The 18,906-nt window shown below is 36.6% G+C and carries 14 protein-coding genes; all 14 read right to left on the bottom strand.

Going from position 1 to position 18,906, the window contains the following annotated elements; genetic code table 11:
- Positions 1 to 724 precede the first annotated feature (724 nt).
- The 14 genes from mutL to pgsA all read right to left on the bottom strand — a co-directional run bounded on the left by mutL (position 725) and on the right by pgsA (position 18,849).
- The gene (mutL, locus tag C568_RS0117425; RefSeq protein WP_018782278.1) at positions 725 to 2,656 is read right to left on the bottom strand and encodes a DNA mismatch repair endonuclease MutL; all 1,932 of its coding nucleotides are present in this window, start codon (positions 2,654 to 2,656) and stop codon (positions 725 to 727) included.
- Between the two features lie 8 nt (positions 2,657 to 2,664).
- Positions 2,665 to 5,337: a DNA mismatch repair protein MutS gene (gene mutS, locus C568_RS0117430; RefSeq protein WP_018782279.1), complete on the bottom strand. Its 2,673-nt coding sequence runs from the start codon at positions 5,335 to 5,337 to the stop codon at positions 2,665 to 2,667.
- A 178-nt stretch (positions 5,338 to 5,515) separates the two neighbouring features.
- On the bottom strand, positions 5,516 to 6,058 hold the full coding sequence (gene cotE / locus C568_RS0117435; RefSeq protein WP_003199431.1) for an outer spore coat protein CotE: 543 nt from the start codon (positions 6,056 to 6,058) through the stop codon (positions 5,516 to 5,518).
- 129 nt (positions 6,059 to 6,187) lie between these two features.
- Complete coding sequence (locus C568_RS0117440) at positions 6,188 to 6,619, bottom strand: RicAFT regulatory complex protein RicA family protein (protein ID WP_006095670.1); 432 nt, start codon at positions 6,617 to 6,619, stop codon at positions 6,188 to 6,190.
- A gap of 3 nt (positions 6,620 to 6,622) precedes the next feature.
- Positions 6,623 to 8,152: a tRNA (N6-isopentenyl adenosine(37)-C2)-methylthiotransferase MiaB gene (miaB, locus tag C568_RS0117445; RefSeq protein ID WP_003199427.1), complete on the bottom strand. Its 1,530-nt coding sequence runs from the start codon at positions 8,150 to 8,152 to the stop codon at positions 6,623 to 6,625.
- A 449-nt stretch (positions 8,153 to 8,601) separates the two neighbouring features.
- Positions 8,602 to 9,468 carry a 2-oxoacid:ferredoxin oxidoreductase subunit beta gene (locus tag C568_RS0117450; RefSeq protein WP_018764680.1) on the bottom strand — a complete coding sequence of 289 codons (867 nt, stop codon included), beginning with the start codon at positions 9,466 to 9,468 and terminating at the stop codon, positions 8,602 to 8,604.
- A complete protein-coding gene (locus C568_RS0117455) occupies positions 9,455 to 11,212 on the bottom strand; it encodes a 2-oxoacid:acceptor oxidoreductase subunit alpha (protein ID WP_018782280.1) in 1,758 nt (585 codons plus the stop codon). Before C568_RS0117455 ends, C568_RS0117450 begins: the two co-directional genes overlap by 14 nt.
- 258 nt (positions 11,213 to 11,470) lie before the next feature.
- Positions 11,471 to 12,433, bottom strand: a complete 963-nt coding sequence (locus C568_RS0117465; protein ID WP_003199421.1) for a dipeptidase — start codon at positions 12,431 to 12,433, stop codon at positions 11,471 to 11,473.
- Between the two features lie 23 nt (positions 12,434 to 12,456).
- On the bottom strand, positions 12,457 to 12,717 hold the full coding sequence (gene spoVS, locus C568_RS0117470; protein WP_000404341.1) for a stage V sporulation protein SpoVS: 261 nt from the start codon (positions 12,715 to 12,717) through the stop codon (positions 12,457 to 12,459).
- A 149-nt stretch (positions 12,718 to 12,866) separates the two neighbouring features.
- The gene (locus tag C568_RS0117475; protein ID WP_003199419.1) at positions 12,867 to 13,661 is read right to left on the bottom strand and encodes a TIGR00282 family metallophosphoesterase; all 795 of its coding nucleotides are present in this window, start codon (positions 13,659 to 13,661) and stop codon (positions 12,867 to 12,869) included.
- Positions 13,662 to 13,843: 182 nt separating this feature from the next.
- On the bottom strand, positions 13,844 to 15,412 hold the full coding sequence (gene rny / locus C568_RS0117480; RefSeq protein ID WP_016115916.1) for a ribonuclease Y: 1,569 nt from the start codon (positions 15,410 to 15,412) through the stop codon (positions 13,844 to 13,846).
- Between the two features lie 431 nt (positions 15,413 to 15,843).
- Positions 15,844 to 16,869: a recombinase RecA gene (gene recA, locus C568_RS0117485; protein ID WP_006095669.1), complete on the bottom strand. Its 1,026-nt coding sequence runs from the start codon at positions 16,867 to 16,869 to the stop codon at positions 15,844 to 15,846.
- Positions 16,870 to 17,011: 142 nt separating this feature from the next.
- Positions 17,012 to 18,250 carry a competence/damage-inducible protein A gene (locus C568_RS0117490; protein ID WP_018782282.1) on the bottom strand — a complete coding sequence of 413 codons (1,239 nt, stop codon included), beginning with the start codon at positions 18,248 to 18,250 and terminating at the stop codon, positions 17,012 to 17,014.
- A 20-nt stretch (positions 18,251 to 18,270) separates the two neighbouring features.
- Complete coding sequence (pgsA, locus tag C568_RS0117495; RefSeq protein ID WP_018782283.1) at positions 18,271 to 18,849, bottom strand: CDP-diacylglycerol--glycerol-3-phosphate 3-phosphatidyltransferase; 579 nt, start codon at positions 18,847 to 18,849, stop codon at positions 18,271 to 18,273.
- Positions 18,850 to 18,906: the final 57 nt, after the last annotated feature.

Genomic DNA, 18,906 nt, shown 5'->3' on the forward strand with positions numbered 1-18,906 from the left:
TGATCAACCAATTACGCTGTCCACTCGTTCTTGCTCCTCGCGAAGTTCCATGTTCATATCAAACACTCCTTTAAAAAAATAAAAATAGAGGTTGACTGAAAAGGATTTTATGATATATAATTAAAATAGGGATAATTTACACAAAAACATATCAATGGTGTATCTATATAAATTTACCACAGTTTCTCATTTTTATCAATGTATTTACACGACCATAATTGTTGCAAATTCAAAGGAAGAAAAACCCCATTTTACAAGACAAATGACTTACACTAAATGATATCCAAATATCCAATCATTTAGTGTAGCGTCAGGAAAATACGGATTTACAACGTTAAGAAATTCCAATATTTAAAAGCCCAATTTCTTAGTATTAATATTAAGAAATTGGGCTTTTTTCGTTACCCCATTAAAGCGCCCTATAATTGAATAAAAACCTAATTGATTTTTATGTCCCAAGGAGAAGAAGAAGTAAACTGCCTGCCCAAAGAAAATATGCAAGTCGAGTTAATATATACATGGATAATTAACAAAAAGCATGACATAAAATTGTCATGCTTTTTTTGCCTATTAAAAAATTCTTTTCGTGCATTATTATTTTTTCAGTATATTAACACAAAAACTCATTAATTCAGTGGTATTTTTCATTCTTTATACTAGCTTTAAACAGTACAAACAATTTTCATTTCCCATTAGCGAACTTTTTTCCCGTTGGACAACTCTCCTACATCACCCGCTTAAACATCTTCTCCAGTTCATACGTCGAATGATGCACAAGTATAGGTCTACCATGCGGACATGTGTAAGGATTTGTTGTTGTACGCAGTTCTTCTAGCAAAGCAAATATTTGATCGTTCGTTAAATATTGATTTGCTTTGATCGATGCTTTACAGCTCATCATAATAGCCGCTTCTTCACGCAGTTTTTTTATATCGACTTTTTTTAGTTTGACAACTTGCTGCATCATTTCATCGATGATTTCTATTTCCTGTCCTTTTGGGAACCACGTTGGATGCGAACGAACGATAAAGGATTGATGACCAAATTGTTCTAAGAATAATCCTACCTTTTTCAATTCCTCTAATTGCTCTTCGACACGTAAGAATTCAGTGAGAGATAAATCAATACGATATGGTACGAGCAATTCTTGTACTTCTTTCGTTACTTGTCCTACTTTATCACGGAAATATTCATAATTGATTCGCTCTTGCGCTGCATGCTGGTCAATCATATATAAACCTTTATCATTTTGGGCGAAAATATAGGTTCCATGCATTTGCCCGATTGGATAAAGCGGTGGTAAGTCGTTTCCATTCATTTCGATTTCTTGGATTTCTGCTACTTCTTCTAATTCAAAATCTTCCTCGCTGTTATCCCATCCATTCCCGTCTTGGACAGATTTTCCAATCATTGATTTAGAAAGTTGCCAACCATTTTCTTCTTTTACTAAAGATTCTGGTGGCTGCCATTCCTGCTTCGGTGGTTGCCAAAGTAAATTTTTGTTTTGTGGTTTGGCTTGGATTTCTTCTTGTTTCTCATCCATTCCAGTCGGTAAGACGATATTTGGCAGTGGTACTTCTTTCGGTTTTGTATGTTCAAAATGAAATTGCTCTTGTACACTTTCATCTTTTTCTTTTTTCTTTGATGTAACACCAGCATCTGGAATGAGCTGTATTTTTTTAAACGCGTCCTGCAATGTTTTTTCAATCAATTGCAGTAATTCCTGCTCTTTACTAAAACGCACTTCTAATTTCGCTGGATGAACGTTCACGTCAACTAACATTGGATCCATCTCGATTGATAAAAAACCGATTGGATAACGTCCCACTGGAAGTAATGTGTGATACCCTTGCTGAATTGCTTTCATTAAGACATAGTTTCGAACGTAACGGCCATTTACAATCGTAGATATGTAATTACGAGATGCTCTCGTTACTTCAGGTAACGTTACATATCCACGAATGGTAAAGTCCAATGATTCCGCTTCAATCGGAATGAGTTTTTTCGCAACTTGAATGCTGTAAATTGCAGCAAGTACTTGCCTCACATCACCATTCCCCGAAGTGTGTAGCAGTTTTTTCTCATTATGAAACAATTTCAAAGATACTTCTGGATGGGACATAGCAATGCGATATACAATGTCTGTAATATTCCCAAGCTCTGTATGAATTGTTTTCATATATTTAAGGCGTGCTGGCGTGTTAAAAAACAGATTTTGAACCGTAATATCTGTCCCTTTACGGCTCGCTGTTTTTTCCTGCATTATAATGTCTCCGCCCTTAATAATAAGATGTGTACCTGGTGCATCTCCTGTACTTGTGACTAACTCTAATTCACTAACAGATGCGATACTTGGCAATGCCTCACCACGGAAACCGAGCGTGCGGATGCGAAATAAATCATTTTCATCTTTAATTTTACTTGTTGCATGCCGCTCAAAAGCAACAATACAATCTTCTTCAGCAATGCCATCTCCATTATCAATGATGCGAATTTTTGATAATCCAGCTTCTTCTAAGTGGATTTCAATAGATGTACTATTCGCATCGATGGAATTTTCGACAAGTTCTTTTACAACTGAAGCAGGTCGTTCGACTACTTCCCCTGCGGCAATTAAGTTAGAGAGTTGATCATCGAGTTTGCGAATTTTCCCCATCTACTTACTCATCCTTTCTTTAACTTTTTCTGCAAACGATACAGTTCATTTAAGGCTTCTAGAGGAGTCATATCAAGTAAATCGATTTTTTTAATTTGTGTTAATACAGCTGTTTCTTTTTGATCAAACATAGCCTTGTCTTCTTTTTTCACAGGCTGTTCTGTAGTAAAGAAAGATAGCTGTGATTCTGCAGGTTCTTCTTTCTCTTCTAGCTGCGGTTCTGATTTTTCTTTTACAACGACTGGTTCTTGGACAATTTCTTCTTGTACTTTCACTTCCACTCGTTTTGGAATGATGATTTCCTCTTGTCCTTCTAGCTGCGCTAACACTTCTTTCGCACGAGCAATTAAGCTATCTGGCAGTTCAGCAAGCTGGGCAACGTGAATACCATAACTTTTATCTGCTGCACCATCTTGAATCTTATGCAAGAAAACAACTTTTCCGTTTTCTTCAATAGCTGAAACGTGTACATTTTTCAGTTGCTCTAAGCTTTCTTCTAATACAGTTAGTTCGTGATAATGTGTTGAGAATAATGTTTTCGCTCCAATTTGATCATGAATATGTTCTATGATTGCTTGTGCGAGTGCCATACCGTCATACGTAGATGTACCGCGTCCAATTTCATCAAATAGAATTAGACTTCTTTCCGATGCATTCGCAATTGCATTTTTCGCTTCTAACATTTCGACCATAAATGTACTTTGACCTGAAATTAAATCATCTGCTGCACCTATTCTCGTAAAGATTTGGTCAAAGACAGGTAACACCGCTTCTGTTGCTGGTACAAAACAACCGATTTGCGACATAACAGTAATAAGTGCTAATTGACGCATATACGTACTCTTACCAGACATGTTTGGACCCGTAATTAAAAAGACATCCATATTTTCAGGCATCATGCAGTCATTTGGAACATACAATTTGCCGTTCAATACTTTTTCTACAACAGGATGGCGACCATCTTTTATAAAGATTTCACGTTTATCTGTTAAAACTGGTTTTACAAATTGCTCTTCTTCACTTACTGTTGCAAAGCTTTGCAGTACATCTAGTTCACTAATAACTTTCGCTAGATGCTGTAATTTAGGAATAAACACCTTTACTTCTTCACGAAGTGCAGTGAATAAATCATATTCTAGCTGTACAATTTTTTCTTCTGCCTCTAAAATCAATGTTTCTTTTTCTTTTAATTCATCTGTGATGAAACGTTCTGCGTTTGCAAGTGTCTGCTTACGCTCATAGCGCCCCTCTGGAAGAGCAGAAAGATTTGCCTTTGTCACTTCAATATAATAGCCAAAAATACGGTTGTAACCAATCTTTAATGATTTAATCCCTGTAATATCACGCTCACGTTTTTCAAGCTCTGCAATCCACGTTTTTCCGTTCTTACTAACATAGCGATATTGATCTAATTTGTCATTATAGCCATCTTTTATAATATCCCCATCTTTTATAGAAAGCGGTGGGTTTTCTTGAATACTTCTTCCTAGTAACTCTGTTAAACTTTCACATGGATCAGCGCCTTGAATTAACCTTGCTGCATAAGAATTGTCTAATAAACTAATGGCCTCTAAAATAGCTGGCACTTGCAGAAGTGAACGTCTTAATTGCAGTAAATCACGCGCATTTACGTTACCATATGCGACTTTTCCTGCTAAACGCTCTAAATCATACACTTCTTTTAATTTTTCTTTTAAATCTTCACGTAAAAAATAGTCATTCACAAACGTTTCAACCATTTCTAAACGTTCTTCAATGTTGTCTTTTTGTATAAGTGGACGTTCCATCCACTGTTTTAACATACGGCCACCCATAGCTGTTTTTGTTTTATCTAATAGCCATAATAAAGAGCCTGTTTTCTCTTTTGTTCGAAGTGTTTCTGTTAACTCTAAATTACGCTTTGAATGTACATCAATTTTCATAAATTGATTTGTATAATAAATATCTACCGGCTGCAAGTGATCCAATGAACGTTTTTGCGTTCTTAATACATAATTCAATAAGCGTCCTACTGCTGTAACTAATTTCGTTTGCGTCACACTTTTAACAAGGTGTTCCAACCCTTCAGGAATCTTCGTTGCATCTTCATATGAAATTGTCATTTTCAATGTTTCTGTTAGCTTGTTTAGCTCATCTTTTGAAAATGTAGAATCTACAACAATTTCTTTTGAACCTGTTGCATACACCTCTAATAAAACATCTTCTACCGTACCCGTTAATAGTGTCACTGTATTTTGTCCTGTTGTTAAATCATTACAAGCCAGTGCATAAGAACCATCTTCAAAATGAGTTAACGCCGCTAAGAAGTTGTTTTCTTTCTCATCAATTGTGCGCCCTTCCATCATCGTTCCTGGCGTAATCAATTGAACAACTTCACGTCTTACAACACCTTTTGCTGTTTTGGGATCTTCTACTTGTTCACAAACCGCAACCTTATATCCTTTTTCAACAAGCTGTTCAATATAGTTTTTTGCTGCATGATATGGGACACCACACATCGGTATACGATCACTACTCCCACCATCTCGGCTTGTCAATGTAATTTCAAGCTCATGCGCTGCCTTTATAGCATCCTCAAAGAACATTTCATAAAAATCTCCTAAACGGAAAAATAAAAAGGCATCTTGATAATCTGCCTTGACCTTTAAATATTGTTGTATCATCGGGGTGTACTGTGCCATTTGTTTCCTCCATACTTCATAAAAATGTGCTATATTTATATGCCGCACTTCACGGACAATTTCCTCTCCACTTATAGGAGTCTCTCTTCATTATAGCACATTTTCAATACAAAATAGTTCCATCCAGTATGACTAATACTATGTAAAAAGCTAGGAAGAAATTCTCCCTAGCTTTCTATTATTCTTCTTCTGCATCTACAATAAAGTTTGGATCTAACTCTTCAAATTCATCATCATCTACTTCAAAGCTATCCTCATCCTCTGGACATCCATCTGGATTTACATTTACACAAATTTTCGTTTCACCGACAACTTCTGTTACAAATTCACGCTCTACCGTTACAACAATTTTGTTATCATTTGGTGAAACAATTGCTTCTAAACAATTTGGATGTTGAATAACGCGGGCAATAATTTCTAAATCTTCACCTGAAAAATTTTTGTCACGATATCCAATATTGATTTCATCCGTGTAACTAACACGTTCTGTTACAACTTCTGTTTTTGTGTTTTCATCAAATGAGTACCACGTATTCACATCGTAGTATCCTTCAATTTCTACAGCCTTCCCATTCTTTCTTGCTTCATATGTGTGATTAATTACCCAACATCCGAGAATACTTGTCGGCTCATGATTTGATTCACATGTATGCGTTGACTTTGTATACTTACGTCCTTTGCCCACTACTGCCTTTGTAATAATCTCTCTAAATTCGGACATTCGGAACCCTCCTCAATCAATATTCACTTAATCATATGCGTGACAATAGCGGAATGTGTCATTCTTTTTTTGACAAAAGACTATAGAGCAAAATAAAAACAAAAAAGAGATGTCCATAAGACATCTCCCTTAACAATCACAATTCCCTTTTTTACTCTCTACTTCAGCACCCGTTTCACCTTTTAACACATTGCCACCAGTTGAAATTAAAATTTCATCCGTTACGTTATTAGAAATGGTACTTGCTACAAGCTGCAGTAAATCATTTACATATGTTTGTGAAGATTTAAATTCCTGTACAACCGGAATGCTATCAAGTTTATCTTGCAGAGCATCTATTTCCGCTTCTACTTTTTTCAATGCTTCCCATTTTCCATAATGCTGTAAGTTTACGGCTTGTTTTTGCAGCGCTTTAATTTCATCAATTGCACGTTTTACATTTTCATTTTTATGAATTTGCGCTTCCGCACGTTTAAAGAAATCCACTTCTTCTGTTTCAGAAATCATTTTCGCTAATTCTTTCGCTTGCTCAACAATTTCATCTTTTGTATAAACTTTCATCTATTATTTCACCTCGAGTGGCTCCTCAACCAATTCCCCGTTTAGAGACCAAGTTTTCGCTTCCGTTACTTTTACTTTTACAAGCTGACCGATTGCATATTTTGGAGCTACGAAGTTTACAAGTTTATTGGTACGCGTATAGCCTGCAAGCACGTCGGGATTATTCTTACTTTCTCCATCAACTAGTACTTCAACGATTTGGCCTTTATATCGTTTATTCTTTTCCATAGAATATTCATTAACCAATGCATTTAAACGTTGTAAACGCTCTTTTTTCACTTCCATCGGTACATTATCCTTCATTTTTGCAGCAGGTGTACCTTCACGTGGAGAATAAATAAATGTAAATGCACTATCAAACCCTACTTCGCGATATAACGACATCGTTTCTTCAAACTGCTCGTCTGTTTCATTTGGGAAACCAACGATAATATCAGTTGTTAATACTGCATTCGGAATCGCTTCTTTAATTTTACGTACAAGTTCTAAATAGTGTTCCCGTGAATATTTACGTGCCATAATTTTCAACATATCTGTACTTCCAGATTGCACCGGTAAGTGGATATGCTCAACTAAATTACCGCCTTTTCCAAGTACTTCAATTAAGTGATCATCGAAATCACGTGGGTGACTTGTCGTAAAACGAACACGTGCTATATCAATCTTACGAAGTTCATCCATTAAATCGCCAAGACCATATTCTAAATCTTCAAAGTCTTTACCGTATGCGTTTACGTTCTGACCAAGCAACGTAATTTCTTTATATCCATTTGCCGCTAAATGACGAATTTCATTAATAATATCTTCTGGGCGGCGACTACGTTCTTTACCACGTGTATATGGTACTATGCAATATGTACAGAATTTGTCGCATCCATACATAATATTTACCCATGCTTTAATATCACCACGACGTACTTTCGGAAGGTTTTCAATTACATCCCCTTCTTTAGACCATACTTCAACAACTGTCGCTTTTGAGAACATCGCATCTTTTAAAATGTACGGCAAACGATGAATATTATGTGTACCAAATACCATATCTACATGCTGGTTTTTTTGCATAATTTTATTTACAACAGATTCTTCTTGAGACATACAACCACACACACCAATTAAGAGATCTGGGTTTCTTTGTTTTAATGGTTTTAAATGACCAAGTTCACCAAATACTTTATTCTCAGCGTTTTCACGAATGGCACAAGTATTTAATAGAATCACATCTGCATCTTCTGTCGAAAATGTTGGTTCATATCCAAGTGTTGTAAAAATACCAGCCATTACTTCTGTATCATGTTCATTCATTTGACATCCATAAGTACGGATATAAAACTTTCTTCCGGCACCAAAGTTACGAAACTCTTCTGGCAAACCAAAATCACGTTCAATTTTAACTTCTTCTTTTCCGCGTTTTTTCGCATCTTTTAAAGAAGGCGGCTGATATACACTTTCAAAGTATTTACTGTAATCTTTTTCTCCTTTTTTCATAGAAGAATTGGCTTGTTGACTTGCTAATCGTTGTTGCTCGTTCATGGGTAATCTCCTTTCAACCTTAACTATACACACTCTGTAGTCCATTCTAATGACAATCAGACCCATCTTAAAGATTAGGATAGTTTGAGAGATAACTTGCCCCTTTGAAACTCGAGTAATCGATCTAACCATCCGTAAGAATGGAGTCTTCCCGACACCAATAGACATTCCCTTTTTTGTTGTTTTAACCTTGTCCTTTTAAATAACATGTTATTTTATTCCTATACACACTATCATAGTATAAAGTGTTTAGCCAAATTTAACAACAAAGAGACAGTATCATACCCACGTACTACAGCGCACAAACCAATTTTTTCTGACAAGACGATACACTATCATTTTATCATTCTGAATTTTCCGAGTAAACAAAATATATTAAAAAGTTAACTCATTTTGTTTACTCACCATGTAAATAAAAAAGCTGCCATTAAGCAGCTTTTTTATTATGATTACATAAATTCAGCAACGAGTTCATCAAACATTTTTTGATCCATTTGTAAATCAGCTTGCACTAAAGGCTTTTCACTATATCCCTTTACAAGTTCTTGGTAAGAAGGCTGCTCTGTATTTTGATAAATTAAGCCTGTTACTAAACCTTTGTTTTCCATTAATGTTTGCATAGCAATCATACGATTAGATGGATCGTATCCTTCGACTGTGCTTAATTTTGTTAAATTCTCTTTAAACCAGTCATACGTATTTACTTTATTATAAGTTACACATGGGCTAAATACATTAATTAAAGAGAATCCTTTATGCTGAATACCAGCTTCGATAAGCTGCGTTAATTCTTTTAAGTCACTAGAGAAGCTTTGTGCCACAAAAGTTGCACCAGCTGTTAACGCCATTTCCATTACAGATAACGCTGGTTCAATTGAACCTTGCGGTGTACTTTTCGTTTTAAATCCCGCTTCGCTACGTGGTGAAGTTTGACCTTTTGTTAAACCGTAAATTTGGTTATCCATAACGATGTACGTAATGTCAATGTTACGACGAATCGAATGAATCGTATGTCCCATACCGATTGCAAAGCCATCTCCATCACCACCAGATGCGATAACTGTTAAATCACGGTTTGCCATTTTCACACCTTGTGCAATTGGAAGTGCACGCCCATGAATACTATGAACACCATATGAATTAATATAACCTGAAATACGACCTGAACAGCCAATTCCAGAAATAACAGCTAATTCATCTGGGTTTAAACCAACGTTAGCTGCTGCACGTTGAATCGCAGCTTGCACCGAGAAGTCTCCGCAACCTGGACACCAGTTTGGTTTTACACTGTTCCGAAAGTCCTTAAATGTTGCCATTTAATACAACCCCTTTTTTGCATTCGTTGTAAATTTCTTTTGGTAGGAATGGATTCCCGTCATATTTTAACAGACTAGAAATTTTCTCACCAGTGCCAAGATTCATTTTCATAATGTTAGCAAGCTGACCAGTTGCATTGTTTTCTACTACAACAACGCGTTTTGCATCCTTTACAAGTGGAAGAATTTCATCAGTTGGGAACGGATGAATTAAACGAACATGAGCATGATTTACTTTTAATCCTTCTTGCTCTAAACGCTCCATTGCTTCTTCAATTGCACCACGAGTAGAGTTAAAGCCAACTAACAATACATCAGCTTCATCATACTTAGCATTTTTGTAAACAGGGGTATTAAACTTTAAATTCTCCATTTTACGGAAACGTTTGTCCATTTGTGCTTTACGATTCAGTGCTGATTCAGATGGTTTACCAGTTTCATCATGTTCTACACCTGTCACATGGTGAACACCATTTTTCATACCAGGTAAAACACGTGGTGAAACACCATCTTCTGTCACTTCATAACGTTTAAAGTAAGCTTTATTTTCACGATCTGGTAACTCTGCCTGTAAATCAAGCTTACCGCGGCGAATTTCTACTCTGTCTAATTTCAATGGTTCTACTGTTTGCTTTCCTAAAGAAAGCTGTAAATCTGTTAAGAAAATAACAGGAACTTGATATTCTTCCGCTAGGTTAAATGCTTCTACGATATCATAGAACGCTTCTTCAACAGTACTTGGCGCCATTACGATTTTTGGAATTTCACCGTGTGTCCCGTAAATCATCGCCATTAAATCAGATTGCTCTTGCTTTGTTGGTAAACCAGTACTTGGACCACCACGCTGTGTATCAACGATTACAAGTGGTGTTTCTGTAATACCAGCTAAACCAATTGATTCCATCATTAAAGATAAACCAGGTCCTGCTGATGCTGTTAGGGTACGTACACCCGCATAGTTCGCACCAATTGCCATTGTACAAGCAGCAATCTCATCCTCTGTTTGGATGACTGTTCCGCCTACTTTTGGCAATTTTTTAATTAAGTATTCCATAATTTCAGAGGCAGGTGTAATTGGATATGCTGACATAAAGCGCGCTCCACCAGCTACTGCGCCAAATGCAATTGCATCGTTACCGATCATAAACATACGTTTTTGACCATCAGCTTTTTCAAGCTGCATCATATTCACTTTCTCACCAAGTAATTCTTTCATATATTGAGAGCCGCGTTTGATTGCTTCCATATTCTTTTTAACGACTTGCTCTCCCTTGCGACCGAAAATTTCTTCAACAACTTCTAAATATACAGTTTCATCTAACCCTAATACTGCACTAGATGCCCCAACGGCAACCATGTTTTTCATTAATGATGTCCCTAATTCAGAGGCAATATCTGTAAACGGTATTGCATATAGATTTACATCTGAACTTTCTGGTATAGTTGGATTAAATTTTGCATCTGCAACAACAATTCCACCTGGTCGTAGTTCGTGGAAGTTAAAATCAATTGTTTCTTGATCAAAAGCAATTAAAATATCTAAATCATCTGATATTGCACGTACTTCAGTTGTACTTACGCGAATTTTATTATTTGTATGACCACCCTTAATTCGTGATGAAAAGTGGCGGTAACCGTATAGGTAATACCCTAAGCGGTTTAATGCAATACAGAAGATTTCTCCTGTACTTTCAATTCCTTCACCTTGTTGTCCTCCAACTTTCCATGAAAGTTGACTAATCATCTCCTACACCCCTTTTGGCTGCATTCATTGTAGTGTATTTTTTTACAGTAATAGTGTAGCACTTTTTATGCAAAGAAACTACAATGGACACAAATTATACCTCTTCAGACTTCCCTGAATGTTTTGCATAATCTTAATTCGTCTACAATTCTAGCCTTACAATGAAAAAAATGCAATAATTTGGCCTGAATTTCATTGGAATTTTTTAATTTTTCTAACTTTTTATTTTTAAATAAAAAAACAATAAAAAATAAGAAACTAGAAAGAAATATGATTAATGAAATTATCATATAAAAAGCTTTGAACATTTGTTTCACTGTATCGCTTACTCAGTTCATTGATTACATATTCATAACGCCGATACGCTTCCACACCGACAACCATTTCTGTGATACCATCAAAATCCGAACCAAATCCTATATTGCGCTCTCCTCCGAGCGAACAAATGCGCTCCACATGCCGTAATATGTCATCCATATAAGCAGGCCTATGGTTGGTTAAAAACTCTGGAACGAACGTTACACCAATTACACCATCTTTTTGAATAAGTGCTTGTACTTGTTCATCTTTCAGATTACGCGGGTGCTGACAAAGCCCATAACAATTTGAATGTGATGCAATTGGATATTGAGCAATTTCCATCACATCCCAAAAACCTTTTTCATTTAAGTGAGACACATCTGTCCATAAACGAAACGAATTCAGCTCTTCTACAACCTTCTTACCAAACGCAGTAAGTCCCGCTCCTCTTGTTTCCAGTGCTCCATCAGCTAATAAATTCGCATGATTCCACGTGAGTCCCATAGATCGGACTCCTAAACGATAGAGCGTGCGCAATTTCATCATTTCTTTTCCAATTGCTTCGCCGCCTTCTAATGTTAAAATCGCGCCAATTTCATTTGATTCTAACTGCGTTATATCTTTTTTTGTCTGAATCAATTTCATGTTTGGTAACGATAAAATCTGCTTATAAAATATATCTATCATAGCTAACGTAGCTTCAAAACGTTGTTCATACGGTACGATTTCAGGTACATATATCGCAAAGCATTGTACGCTTCCTTTTCTTTGCTCCAATTGTTCAAATGTAATATGTAAAGACGGATCATTTTGAAAATTCTTCTTTCCTTTTGCACTCCATAGTTGCCATAGTACATCACAGTGCGCATCAAACACTTTCACTTTCATTTCCCCTTCCCCATAAAAACAACCTGTTTGCATAAAAGCAAACAGGTTGTTCAAACTTAACGAGGTTCTACAATTAATTTTATTGCTGTACGTTCTTCACCATCAATCATAATGTCTGTAAAAGCTGGGATACAAATCAAATCCAAACCACTAGGCGCTACAAACCCTCTTGCAATTGCTACTGCCTTCACAGCTTGATTTAATGCACCTGCGCCAATAGCTTGGATTTCTGCTGTTCCGCGTTCGCGAATAACTCCAGCAAGTGCACCGGCTACAGAGTTAGGGACCGAAGTTGCTTTAACTTTTAATATTTCCATTCCTCGTTTCCTCCTCGTTTCTTTAAAAAGTATTAGCGATTGATTTCACTTTAACTTATATTCACGAGGGGAGACATGTATTCCTGCTAAATTTCTGTAATTTTTCTAAAAAATTAAAATATAATGTTTTTTCTAACTTTTAAATGATCTTATTCGAAAAATGGCTGATCATCATTGATTAAAATACGTTCAATTTTTTTCGCTTTTCCTGTATTTGGATCCACATCAATTAATACTGCACTTAGTTGCGTTCTTCCATTTGTTACTTCAAAACGTACAGGTAAATTCGTTAAAAATTTCTTCAGTACAGCTTCACGATCCATACCTAAAATCCCATCATACGGACCAGTCATTCCAACATCTGTAATATAAGCTGTTCCGCTTGGCAAAATACGATTATCTGCTGTTGGAACATGCGTATGTGTCCCTACGACTGCCGTAGCACGCCCATCTACGTACCAACCAAGCGCCTGTTTTTCACTTGTTGTCTCAGCATGAAAATCAATAAAGATAATATTTGTACGTTTTTTCGCAATGTTAATTAATTCATCTACTTTTCGGAACGGGCAATCAATTGGCGGAAGGAACGTACGTCCTTGTAAATTAATTACCGCTACTTCGGTACCGTTACAATTTACAAAAATAAGTCCTTTTCCCGGTGTTCCCTCTGGGAAATTGGCTGGTCTTGCAAGATATTTTGCATCATCAATAAACTCAAACACTTCACGGTTATCCCAAGCATGATTCCCAAGCGTAACTGCTTGTGCACCACACTCTAAAAAGTTTCGGTAAATTTTCTCTGTAATACCACGGCCACCTGCAGCATTTTCTCCATTAATAATTGTTACAGTAGGCGTATATTTTTTCTTTAACGCCGGTACGTATTGTTGAATCATACCTCTTCCAGGGGATCCTACTACATCTCCAACAAATAAAATTCTCATATGTCTTACCCTTTCTATGTACTACTTATTTTATTACTCACTGATAAGAAAAACAAACTGCTCATTAAAACTCTTCTTCCATTCTAGCCAACTAGAATGGAAATCGAATAAAGTGATTTGCAAACGATTTATTTTATATTGCCCAATCCCAACACAAAAAAATAAAGTGGTGTTTCACCACTTTATTTTGCGTATTCCACTGCACGTGTTTCACGAATAACTGTTACTTTAATATGTCCTGGATAATCCAGTTCATTTTCAATACGTTTTCGAATATCACGCGCTAAACGATGGGCTTCTAAATCATCGATTGTATCCGGTTTTACCAAGATGCGAACTTCACGTCCTGCTTGAATTGCAAAAGATTTTTCTACTCCTTCATAGGATTCTGAAATCTCTTCTAACTTTTCAAGACGACGAATATAGTTTTCAAGCGTTTCACTACGAGCTCCTGGTCTTGCAGCTGATAACGCATCCGCTGCTGCAACTAAAACTGCAATGATGGAAGTTGGTTCTGTATCACCATGGTGAGATGCGATACTATTAATAACAACCGGATGCTCTTTATATTTCGTTGCGAGTTCAACACCAATTTCAACGTGACTACCTTCTACTTCATGGTCAATTGCTTTTCCGATATCATGCAATAGACCTGCACGTCTTGCTAGTTTTTCATCCTCGCCAAGCTCCGCTGCCATAAGTCCTGTTAAGTACGCTACTTCCATAGAGTGTTTCAACACATTTTGTCCATAACTTGTACGGTATTTCAAACGACCTAAGATTTTAATTAAATCTGGATGTAATCCGTGGACACCTACTTCAAATGTTGTTTGTTCCCCAACTTCGCGAATATACTCATCCACTTCACGTCTCGATTTTTCGACCATTTCCTCAATACGTGCTGGGTGAATACGTCCATCCTGTACGAGCTTATCAAGAGCGATACGAGCTGTTTCACGACGAATTGGATCGAACCCTGATAGGATTACCGCTTCTGGCGTATCATCAATAATAAGGTCAATACCTGTTAACGTTTCTAACGTACGAATATTACGACCTTCACGCCCGATAATACGTCCCTTCATTTCGTCATTTGGAAGATTTACAACCGAAACGGTTGTTTCAGCAACATGATCAGCTGCACATCTTTGCATTGCAAGAGATAAAATCTCTTTTGCTTTCTTATCCGCCTCTTCTTTCGCACGAACTTCACTTTCTTTTACCATAACGGCAATTTCATGAGAAATTTCACTTTCCACTTTCCCTAAAATGATTGCTTTCGCTTGTTCGCGTGTCAGATTGGAAATGCGCTCTAATTCCGTTTGTTGCTTTTGAACTAACTCTCCCACTTTGCTTTCCAACTCTTCAATCTGTTGTTGTCTCGCTACAAGAGATTCCTCTTTCTTTTCTAACATCTGCTCACGTTTATCGAGCGTCTCGTCTTTACGATCAAGGTTCTCTTCTTTTTGCATTAAACGATTTTCTTGTTTTTGTAATTCGCTTCTACGATCACGAATTTCTAATTCAGCTTCTGTACGAAGTGTATGAATTTCATCCTTTGCTTCTAAAAGCGCTTCCTTCTTAAGTGCCTCTGCTTCACGATTTGCATCTTCTAAAATGCGTCTCGCTTCGTTTGCTGCACCATTAATCTTCGCTTCTGCAATAGACTTTCGAACAAAAAAGCCAACAACTGCACCGACTGTTGCAAGCAAAATGGAGATGAGTATCCAAATTAATGTACTACTACTCATGATTTCACCTCCCCTTGCCATGAATGAAAAAAGACTGTCGGCATGTACATTAATTTGCAACGTACAGCAAAGACCGTCGCCCCGCTTTTTAAGGGACTTTCTTCATTTCACAATTAAAATGTCATATTATTATTTCGAAAAGGTATAGAACCTACTCCGAATGTTACTTCTCTTCTAGAGAAGAGTGTATCGTATATAAGAAAAAATATACATTCTCATTGTATCTATCGCAATTTTCATTGTCAAGCGTTGTCTACTTTTACTTTCTTTACCTTTGTCATATAAATCTCCTTTTAACGAAAAAAGTTTATATTCACCAAAGATGACACCCCTTACCTAATCAGTTTTAACAAGGGAGAACGCTTGAATGAAAGGCCTTGCTACATATTATTGTGAAATAAAAAACAAAAGACACGAAATCGTGTCTTTTGTTAATCTAGAATAGCACCTTCTTCTAAGTTTCCAGAATCTTCACCAATACCATGATGTTCACGAATAAAGAATGCAATTTCATCTCTTAATTCTGGATTTTCTTTTAAGAATTGTTTTGCATTTTCGCGCCCTTGTCCTAAACGTTCTTCATTATAAGAATACCAAGCACCACTTTTTTGAACGATATCAAGTTCAGAAGCCATATCTAAAATTTCGCCTTCTCTTGAAATCCCTTCTCCGTACATAATATCAACTTCAGCAACACGGAAAGGAGGTGCTACTTTATTTTTCACTACTTTTATTTTTGTTTTGTTACCAACAATATCATTACCTTGCTTTAATTGCTCAGCGCGACGCACTTCAAGACGAACTGTTGAATAGAATTTCAACGCACGACCACCTGGAGTTGTTTCTGGGTTCCCGAACATAACCCCAACTTTTTCACGAATTTGGTTAATAAAGATTGCAATTGTTTTTGATTTGTTAATCGCACCGGAAAGCTTACGAAGTGCTTGTGACATTAGACGTGCTTGTAAACCGACGTGAGAGTCACCCATTTCTCCTTCGATTTCCGCTTTTGGTACAAGAGCCGCTACAGAGTCAATTACGATAATATCAATTGCACCGCTTCGTACTAAAGCTTCTGCAATTTCTAGACCTTGTTCTCCTGTATCAGGCTGTGATAATAGTAACTCATCAATATTAACACCCAATTTTTGTGCATATACAGGATCCATTGCATGTTCTGCATCAATAAATGCTGCTTGTCCACCTTGACGTTGCACTTCTGCAATCGCATGTAAGGAAACCGTTGTTTTACCTGAGCTTTCAGGTCCATAGATTTCGATAACACGTCCGCGCGGGTAACCACCAACACCTAAAGCTACATCAAGTGCTAATGAACCACTTGGAATTGTAGAAATTCTACGTTCTGCCTGTTCTCCTAATTTCATAATGGAACCTTTACCAAATTGCTTCTCTATTTGTTTTAACGCCATATCTAATGCCGCTTGACGATCACTCATTCAAAATTCCTCCTTAACTGAATTGCTAATCTTATTATACCTATTTTCATATCAATTTGCCAACAAAAATCGAACGTTTATTCGTTTTTTTGTTTTCCATGGAAAAAGTTTCATTTTTCATCACAAAAAAACTAGAAGAAACTCACATCTCTTCTAGTTTTTTGTATAAATGATAAAATCCATATTTCACAGAGCGTTCTCGAATTTGCTGACGACTTCCACTTAATTTAAGAGGAAAAACAAACGTTGGTTCATTCTTTATCGCTAAACCTACAAAAACAGTACCAGGCTCTTTATTTTCCGAAGCACCCGGTCCTGCCACTCCAGTAAAGCTAATCCCAATATCCGCCTTCAATAGTGTCTTTACATTTTCAGCAAGATAACGAGCACATTGTTCGCTAACAGCACCGACTGTTTGTAAGGTTTCTTCAGGCACTTGTAAAACATGTTGTTTCACATCGTTATGATAGCAAATCACGCCGCCTTTAAAAACAGAAGATACGCCGGCATTTTCTGTTACTTGATTTCCAAACAGACCGCCTGTTAAACTTTCTGCACACGCTAAAGTTAAAGCTTTTTTCTTCAATAAATCAATCGCTTTATTATGAAGAAAATCTTGATTATATCCGTAGAAAAACTCCCCTACTCGTTCTAAAATCAAATCTTCTATATGTTGAATTAACACTTCCGCATGCTTTACATCATGGTGTTTAACGGTCAAACGAAGCGTTACTTCTCCATCTGAAGCTAGCGGAGCAATTGTTGGATTCGTTTGCCCATCAATTAAGTCTTGAACTTTCACTTCCAGTTGGGATTCTCCAATGCCGAAAAAACGAAGAACACGGGAATATATATGCTCTTCAGTTGTAAAGTTACGTAAAAACGGCTCTACGTAGCTTGTATACATCGGTTTCATTTCTTTTGGCGGGCCCGGTAATAAAATATAAACCTTCTGGTTCTTAGCTAGCCCCATACCCGGTGCCATACCATGATCATTTGCAAATACAGTCGATCCTTTCAAAACAAGTGCTTGTTTCTTATTATTTTCTGTGAATTCGCGTCCTGTACGTTTAAAATACTCGCCAATTGACGTTAAAGCCTCTTCATCATAAACAAGTTCTTCTTGTAAGGTTGAAGCAATTGTTTCTTTCGTTAAATCATCTTTTGTCGGTCCTAATCCACCAGTAAAAATAAGTATATCTGCACGCTTCTCAGCAATTTGAATTGCTTCTTGTAAACGATGATTATTATCACCTACAACCGTATGATAATACACATTAATTCCGATGGAAGCTAACTTTTCAGATAAAAACTTCGCATTTGTATTTGTAATTTGCCCGAGTAACAATTCTGTTCCAACCGCAATAATTTCGGCATTCATTCCGATTCCCCCATAAGCTGTTATTTTGAATTTACAAAAGCAGCTCTATTTTTCCAGAAATAGTCCCAGCCAGAAATAACCGTAAAGATAAGTGCAATCCATATGAAAATATCCGCAACCGGAATATGGATTAAATTTAACGGTACATCATGTAATAAATATGCTGAAATCGCAATAATTTGTGTCCATGTTTTAATTTTCCCTAACATATTCGCCGCAACAACCTCACCAGTTCCAGCCAATATAAGACGTAATCCTGTTACAGCAAACTCACGGCTAATGATTACAATAACAATCCAAGATGGGACATATTGCATTTCTACTAATGTAATAAGCGCTGCTGAAACAAGTAACTTATCAGCTAATGGATCAAGAAACTTACCTAGATTCGTCACGAGATTATACTTTCTTGCATAATGTCCATCAATCCAATCTGTAGCTGAAGCAACAATGAAAACTATCGCTCCTACTAAATGTTGAATTGGTAACTCTACATTTCCAACTGTATATGTTCCCCAGTTAAAAGGAGCTAACATAATTACTAAAAAAATTGGAATTAAGCAGATTCGAGATATTGTAATTTTATTTGGTAAATTCACAGCTATTCCTCCATCATGTCAAAAACATTTGTTCATTGGAAAAAAGTCATCGAAGCG

Source organism: Bacillus sp. 95MFCvi2.1 (assembly GCF_000374965.1).
Classification (GTDB): domain Bacteria; phylum Bacillota; class Bacilli; order Bacillales; family Bacillaceae_G; genus Bacillus_A; species Bacillus_A pseudomycoides.

Coding starts and splice junctions, on each gene's coding strand:
- C568_RS0117490 (WP_018782282.1), bottom strand. CDS start 18,250: ATGAATGCCGAAATTATTGCGGTTGGAACAGAATTGTTACTCGGGCAA.
- C568_RS0117440 (WP_006095670.1), bottom strand. CDS start 6,619: ATGAAAGTTTATACAAAAGATGAAATTGTTGAGCAAGCGAAAGAATTA.
- miaB (WP_003199427.1), bottom strand. CDS start 8,152: ATGAACGAGCAACAACGATTAGCAAGTCAACAAGCCAATTCTTCTATG.
- rny (WP_016115916.1), bottom strand. CDS start 15,412: ATGAGTAGTAGTACATTAATTTGGATACTCATCTCCATTTTGCTTGCA.
- C568_RS0117450 (WP_018764680.1), bottom strand. CDS start 9,468: ATGGCAACATTTAAGGACTTTCGGAACAGTGTAAAACCAAACTGGTGT.
- C568_RS0117465 (WP_003199421.1), bottom strand. CDS start 12,433: ATGCAAACAGGTTGTTTTTATGGGGAAGGGGAAATGAAAGTGAAAGTG.
- mutL (WP_018782278.1), bottom strand. CDS start 2,656: ATGGGGAAAATTCGCAAACTCGATGATCAACTCTCTAACTTAATTGCC.
- C568_RS0117475 (WP_003199419.1), bottom strand. CDS start 13,661: ATGAGAATTTTATTTGTTGGAGATGTAGTAGGATCCCCTGGAAGAGGT.
- cotE (WP_003199431.1), bottom strand. CDS start 6,058: ATGTCCGAATTTAGAGAGATTATTACAAAGGCAGTAGTGGGCAAAGGA.
- C568_RS0117455 (WP_018782280.1), bottom strand. CDS start 11,212: ATGATTAGTCAACTTTCATGGAAAGTTGGAGGACAACAAGGTGAAGGA.
- recA (WP_006095669.1), bottom strand. CDS start 16,869: ATGAGTGATCGTCAAGCGGCATTAGATATGGCGTTAAAACAAATAGAG.
- spoVS (WP_000404341.1), bottom strand. CDS start 12,717: ATGGAAATATTAAAAGTTAAAGCAACTTCGGTCCCTAACTCTGTAGCC.
- mutS (WP_018782279.1), bottom strand. CDS start 5,337: ATGGCACAGTACACCCCGATGATACAACAATATTTAAAGGTCAAGGCA.